This window comes from Gryllotalpicola sp. CP2-P1, assembly GCF_057512245.1.
Map to the genome: position 1 here is coordinate 1 of NZ_JBLRDT010000148.1, position 6,310 is coordinate 6,310.

At 70.6% G+C, this 6,310-nt stretch carries 7 protein-coding genes; all 7 read left to right on the forward strand.

Annotation, left to right across the window (positions count from 1 at the left end; translation table 11 throughout):
* A partial coding sequence (locus tag ACM2XV_RS11150) for a hypothetical protein (protein ID WP_487026970.1) occupies nt 1–308 on the forward strand: 308 nt, incomplete at its 5' end.
* A 5-nt stretch (nt 309–313) separates the two neighbouring features.
* Nucleotides 314–874, forward strand: coding sequence for a YceD family protein (locus ACM2XV_RS11155; protein ID WP_487026971.1), 561 nt, complete (start codon nt 314–316; stop codon nt 872–874).
* A 2-nt stretch (nt 875–876) separates the two neighbouring features.
* Nucleotides 877–1,080: a 50S ribosomal protein L32 gene (gene rpmF, locus ACM2XV_RS11160; RefSeq protein ID WP_344778665.1), complete on the forward strand. Its 204-nt coding sequence runs from the start codon at nt 877–879 to the stop codon at nt 1,078–1,080.
* A 7-nt stretch (nt 1,081–1,087) separates the two neighbouring features.
* Entirely contained in the window at nt 1,088–1,801 is a 714-nt protein-coding gene (rnc, locus tag ACM2XV_RS11165; protein ID WP_344778667.1) for a ribonuclease III, read from the forward strand.
* Nucleotides 1,794–2,693 carry a bifunctional DNA-formamidopyrimidine glycosylase/DNA-(apurinic or apyrimidinic site) lyase gene (gene mutM, locus ACM2XV_RS11170; RefSeq protein WP_487026972.1) on the forward strand — a complete coding sequence of 300 codons (900 nt, stop codon included), beginning with the start codon at nt 1,794–1,796 and terminating at the stop codon, nt 2,691–2,693. Before rnc ends, mutM begins: the two co-directional genes overlap by 8 nt.
* Nucleotides 2,694–2,712: 19 nt before the next feature.
* Nucleotides 2,713–3,921: an acyltransferase family protein gene (locus ACM2XV_RS11175; protein ID WP_487026973.1), complete on the forward strand. Its 1,209-nt coding sequence runs from the start codon at nt 2,713–2,715 to the stop codon at nt 3,919–3,921.
* A 27-nt stretch (nt 3,922–3,948) separates the two neighbouring features.
* Nucleotides 3,949–6,310 (forward strand): chromosome segregation SMC family protein (locus ACM2XV_RS11180; RefSeq protein WP_487026974.1); only part of this gene is annotated, 2,362 nt, incomplete at its 3' end.

The window sequence follows — 6,310 nt, forward strand, 5'->3', positions numbered from 1 at the left end:
CACCGACCGAGACGCCGCGTGCGTTCGCCGCGCGGCTGCGCTCCGAGTGGCATCCGGATGCCACGCACCAGCGGGACCTCGACGACATCCTGCGCGAGGTCGAGCTGAGCGAGTTCGGCCCGCCGCGGTCGAGGCAGGCGGGGCCGGGAAGCGCCGCGCTCGCGGCTGCGACCGCGCGCGTGGTCGCGGCGATGCGCGGGTCACGGCATTGGACGACGCGGATCGTCGCCACGCTCGCCCCGCGCTCGCTCATGAACGCGCTGAGCGGCCGCGAGCGGGCGGCCATGCGCGCCTCGACGTATGATTGAAGGTTGTGAGCGCCGCCAAGAACCCCTACTCGGTCGCCGTCTTCGACCTGATGCACCAGCCGGGTCTGAGCAAGGAACTGACGATCGACCTCGATGTGCCCGAGAAGCTGGGCGAGGGCATGATCGCCGTGCCTGCCGGGGCGCCGATGCGCATCGACCTACGGCTCGAGGTGCTGCACGACGGCATCCTCGCCTCCGGCGACATCGACGTGACCGCGGAAGGGCAGTGCGTGCGCTGCCTCACCGACGTGTCGCAAGCGCTCCAAGTCGATTTCCAAGATCTGTTCGCGTACACTAGCGAGGAAGCTTTTGACTTCGAGGTTCACGACGACCACGTGGATCTTGAACCTCTGGTCAGGGATTCGGTGGTGCTGTCACTGCCATTCCAGCCGGTGTGTCGCCCCGACTGCCCTGGTCTCGACCCAGAGACCGGTGAGCGGTTGGCGGATCACCCGGACCGCAAGCCCCGTGAAAACACAGACCCTCGTTGGGCTGCGCTTGCGGACTTCCGAGCTTCCGAAGACACCGAAGCCGGCACCCCCGGCACCGACACAGAAGAGAGATAGCCATGGCTGTTCCCAAGCGCAAGCAGTCGCGCTCCAACACGCGTGCCCGTCGCTCGCAGTGGAAGGCAGAGGTCCCCACGCTCGTCAAGACCGTCGAGGGCGGCCGAGTGACCTACAGCCTGCCGCACCGCGCGAAGGTCGTCACCGACTCGCAGGGCACCGAGCTGTTCCTCGAGTACAAGGGCCGCAAGGTCGCCGACGTCTAGGCAGCGCGTGCCTGACGGCAATCGTCCTGAAGGGCGTCCGGAAGCGGACGCCCTTCAGTCACGTCTGGGTGTCTCCATCGACCCCGAGCTGCTGACGCTGGCGCTCACGCACCGCTCCTTCGCGTACGAGAACGGCGGCCTGCCGCACAACGAGCGTCTCGAGTTCCTCGGCGACTCGATCCTCGGGCAGGCGGTCACCGTGCGGCTCTACCGCGATCACCCCGACCTCGATGAGGGGGAGCTCGCGAAGCGGCGCGCGTCGGTCGTCTCAGGTGTCGCCCTCGCCGAGGTCGCCCGCACCCTGGGGCTCGGCGAGTTCCTGCGGCTCGGGCGGGGGGAAGAGCTCACGGGCGGCCGCCAGAAGGTGTCGATCCTCGCCGACACCGTCGAGGCGATCATCGGTGCGACCTATCTGTCGGCCGGACCCGATGAGGCGACGGCCCTCGTGCTGCGGCTCATCGGCCCGCTCATGAGCGACCCTGCGCGCTTCGGTGCGGCGCTCGACCCGAAGACCGCTCTGCAGGAGCTCGCCGACGAGCGCAAGGCGCCCGCGCCGGTCTATGTGGTCGAGGGCACCGGCCCCGATCACGCCAAGGTCTTCCACGCGACCGTCACGGTCGACGGTGTCGCGACCGGCCACGGCGAGGGCACGAGCAAGAAGCACGCCGAGATGGCCGCGGCGCTCGATGCCTGGACCCGGGCGACGGGCACCGGTGCCTGAACTCCCCGAAGTCGAGGTCGTGCGCCTCGGCCTCGCGCCCGCTGTCACAGACGCGATCGTGACCGCCGTCGATGTGTACGACGAGCGGGCGATCACCCGCCACGACCACCGGCGCGGCTCCTTCGCAGATCGGCTCACGGGGCGCCGCATGCTGGCTCCGCAGCGGCGCGGCAAGTTCATCTGGATCCCTCTCGAGCCGGCTGGTCGACTCGCCGCAGGCGAAGGGGGGCCGGACGCGCTGCTCGCGCACCTCGGCATGACCGGCCAGCTGCTGCTGCGCGACGCGTGGGCGAGGCCAGAGGACGAGCCGCACGTGCGGGTGCGCATCGAGCTGAGGCATCCGTCGCACGCAGAGCTCGCCGTCTTCTTCCGCGACCAGCGCACCTTCGGCTCGCTCGCGCTCGATGAACTGGTGAGCACGGATGCCGGGGACGCGGTGCCCAGCCAGGTGCTGCACATCGCCCGCGACCCGATCGACCCGCTCTTCGACGACCGAGCGTTCCTGGCATCGCTCACGCGGAAGAACAGCGCCATCAAGCGCGTGCTGCTCGACCAGCGCGCCATCAGCGGGGTGGGGAACATCTACGCCGACGAGGCGCTCTGGGCCGCCCGCATCCACCCCGAGCGGCCGGCGAGCTCGCTCAGCCGCGCCAAGGCTCGGCTGCTGCTCGACGAGATCCGCCTGGTGCTGGGCAAGGCGCTCACCGAGGGCGGAACGAGCTTCGACGCGCAGTACGTGAACGTGAACGGGCAGGCGGGCTACTTCGCGCACTCGCTCAACGCGTACGGGCGCGAGGGCAGGCCCTGCCCGCGGTGCGGCACCCCGATCGTGCGCGTCTCGTTCATGAACCGCTCCTCGCACTACTGCCCGCGCGACCAGCGGCTGCGGTGATCTGTTAGCTTCCCTGGCTATGAGCAGGGATCTGCCGGTCGACCTTGCGCGGGTCTTCGCGGTGGTCGTGGTCGTCGTCGTCCACATGCTCATGATCGGGGTCGGCCTGCACGACGGCGAGCTCGTGGTGACGCAGCCGCTGCAGCAGCAGTCGTGGTACGTGCCCGCGACCGTCTTCGGGCAGGTGATGCCGCTGTTCTTCGCGCTCGGCGGCTTCGCCACCATGACCTCGTACCGCCGGCACGAGCCGGCGGCTGCGGACTTCATCCGCAAGCGCACCCTGCGGCTGGCACGGCCGTCGGTGCCGGTGTTCGTCGTCTTCGCGCTCGCCGGCTGGCTCGCTCTGCTGCTCGGCGTCGACCCCCACCTGGTCGATCTCATCCTTCAGGGGGCGGGAACGCCGCTCTGGTTCTTCGCCGCCTATCTGCTGTGTCAGGCCTGCGCCCCCGTGATGGTGCGGCTGCATCGCCGGCATCCGCTCATCACCTTCGCCGTGCTCGCCGCGTGCGCGGTCGCGGTCGACACAGCTCGGCGACAGAGCGGGCACGTCTCGATCGGCTGGCTCAACTTCTTCTTCGTCTGGCTCTTCGTGCAGCAGCTCGGGTTCGTCTACGCAGACGGCGTGTTCCAGCGCCGCCGCTGGCTCACGTCGGGGGTCTTCGTCGTGAGCTCCGCTCTGCTCGCGGTGCTCGTGGTCAACCGCATCTACAACACCGACATGCTCTACAACCTCAACCCGCCGTCTGTGCCGTTGATCCTGCTCGGCATCGCGCAGCTCGCCCTGCTCGTGCTGCTGCACCCGCTGCTCGACAGGCTGATGCGCGCCCGCGCCGCGCAGGTAGTGGTGTTCGCCATCGGAACGCGCCTCATGTCGGTCTACGTGTGGCACATCACCTGCCTGCTGCTCGTCAGCGGGGTCGCGCTGCTCATTCCGCACGGGCTGCCCGACCCCGGCTCGGCGGCCTGGTGGGCATCCCGCCCGCTCGTGCTGCTCGCGACCTTCGCGCTGATCTTCCTCATCTCGCTGTGGGCGGCGCGGTTCGAGCGCGTTCCGCACATCCCTGACGGCCTTCGCGCGCCCGGGCTGCCATGGGTGCTGGCCGCAGCGGCGGTCGCGTTCGCCCCGATGTTCGCGATCACCGACTGGGGAATGGATCGCTGGCTCGCCCTCGCAGGGCTCGTGGGGCTTGTCGTGACCCTGGTGCTGCTGCGTCCTCGGGTACCGTAGGCACAGCCCGTTGAAAGGACGTGTCCGTTGCACCTGAAGAGCCTGACCCTGAAGGGGTTCAAGTCCTTCGCGCAGCCGACGACGTTCGCCTTCGAGCCCGGCGTGACCTGCGTGGTCGGCCCGAACGGCTCCGGGAAGTCCAACGTCGTCGACGCGCTCGCGTGGGTGATGGGGGAGCAGGGCGCCAAGACCCTGCGCGGCGGCAAGATGGAGGACGTCATCTTCGCCGGCACCGCGACACGCGGGCCGCTCGGCCGCGCCGAGGTGACACTGACCATCGACAACTCCGACGGCGCGCTGCCGATCGAGTACACCGAGGTCACGATCTCGCGCACGCTGTTCCGCAACGGCGGCAGCGAGTACGCCATCAACGGCGAGTCGTGCCGCCTGCTCGACGTGCAAGAGCTGCTCTCCGACTCCGGCCTCGGCCGTGAGATGCACGTCATCGTCGGGCAGGGCCAGCTCGACCAGGTGCTGCACGCGACCGCCGACGAGCGCCGCGGCTTCATCGAAGAGGCCGCCGGCATCCTCAAGCACCGGCGCCGCAAAGAGAAGACGCTGCGCAAGCTCGAGGCGATGCAGACGAACTTGACGCGCCTGTCCGACCTCGCGGGCGAGATCCGCCGGCAGCTCAAGCCCCTCGGCAAGCAGGCCGAGGTGGCGCGGCAGGCGCAGACGGTCGCCGCGGTCGTGCGGGATGCCCGCGCGCGGCTGCTGGCCGACGAGGTCGTCACCCTGCGCTCCCAGCTCGAGAACTACGGCCGCGACGAGCAGGCGCGGCACTCAGAGCGCATCGTGCTGCAGGAGCAGCTCGAGCAGAAGCGCCTGCGCATCGGCCGCATCGAGGCGGCGATGGTCGGCGACGCGGTCGATCAGGCGCGCTCGGTCGCCCACGGTCTCGAGTCGGTGCAAGAGCGCCTGCGCGGGCTCGACACGCTCGCTCGTCAGAAGATCGCGCTGCTCTCCGTGGAGGCGCAGACCCCCGAGGCGGTACCTGGGGTGACGCAGGCCGCGGTCGACGAGGCGCGCGCAGAGGCCGAGGCGCTGCGCAGTGCGGTGACGGATGCCGAAGCGGCGCTGGCCGCCGCACAGGAGGCCACTCGCACGACGCGCGCACGGCTCGACGCGATCGACGAAGAGGTTGCGGCGCAGGCCGAGCTCATCTCGAAGCACGACCTCGAGCTCACGAAACTCGCCGGCCAGGCCGACGCCGCGGCTCAGCGGCTCGCGGCGCTGCGCGGCGAGGTGCTGCGGCAGCAGAACCAGCTCGACGCGGCAACGCAACGGCGCACGGCCGCCGAAGAGGCGCTCGCCGACAGCGAGGGCGACTCGCCCCTCGGGCCCGATGCGCAGAGCGAGCTCTCTGAGGCCTACGAGCTGGCTCAGGCATCCGTCTTCGACGCGGAAGCCGAGATCGAGAGACTGCGCGACCAGCTGCGCACGCTCGAGCGCGAGCGCGACGCGCTCACCGGGCAGGTCGGTGCGCTCGGCCGCGCGCTCGACATCGGCGGCGGCTCGGCTGACATCGTGAAAGCAGGGCTCGACGGGATGCGCGGGCTCGTCGCCGACGCGGTGCAGGTCAAGCCGGGCTACGAGGCTGCGATCGCAACGGCGCTCGGCACGCTCGCCGACGCCGTTCTCGTCGACACGCGCGAACACGCCCGGGCCGTGCTCGAGCACGCCGCCGCGCACGAGCTCGGCCGCATCGACGTGGTCGTCGCCTCTGCGAGCGAGACGAACCCCGTGTGGCCGACGCTGCCCGGCGCACTGTCGGCGCGCGAGGTCGTGACCGCCCCGAGCGGCGTGCTCGGGGTGCTGGCATACACGGCAATCGTCGACGATGTCGCGGCGGCGCTCGAGCTCGGCCCGAGGCTGGCGCGCGCAGAGCTCGGCGGCCCCGTCACGATCGTGACCACCGGCGGCGAGCTGATCACCGAGTATGTCTGGCGCGGCGGCTCGGGCGAGAGCGCGGGCCGCATCGGGCTGCTGGCCGAGCGCGACGCGGCGGCCGCCCGCCTCGAAGAGCTCGAGTCGGCGATCGCGCAGGCGAAGGCCGAGCACGACGAGCAGCGCGAGACCCTGCAGGCGGCGAAGCAGGCGTCGGCGGCCGCGCTCACGCAGCTGCGCGCCTATGACGCGCAGCTCGCCGAGTACACCGAGAAGACCAGCCGTCTGACGGCGCAGCTCGAGGCGGCGAACGCCGAGTCCGAGCGCATCGCGCGCAGCATCGCCGAGTCTCAGGCGAAGGCGGCCGAGGCCGAGCAGGCCGCCGCCGCGGCGAAGCGCGCGCACGAGACCCACGCGTCGAAGCCGCGCCCCATCCTCGACGTGAGCCAGCGTGACGCCGTCTACGCCGAGGTCGAGAAGGCGCGCGAGGCCGAGGTGCAGG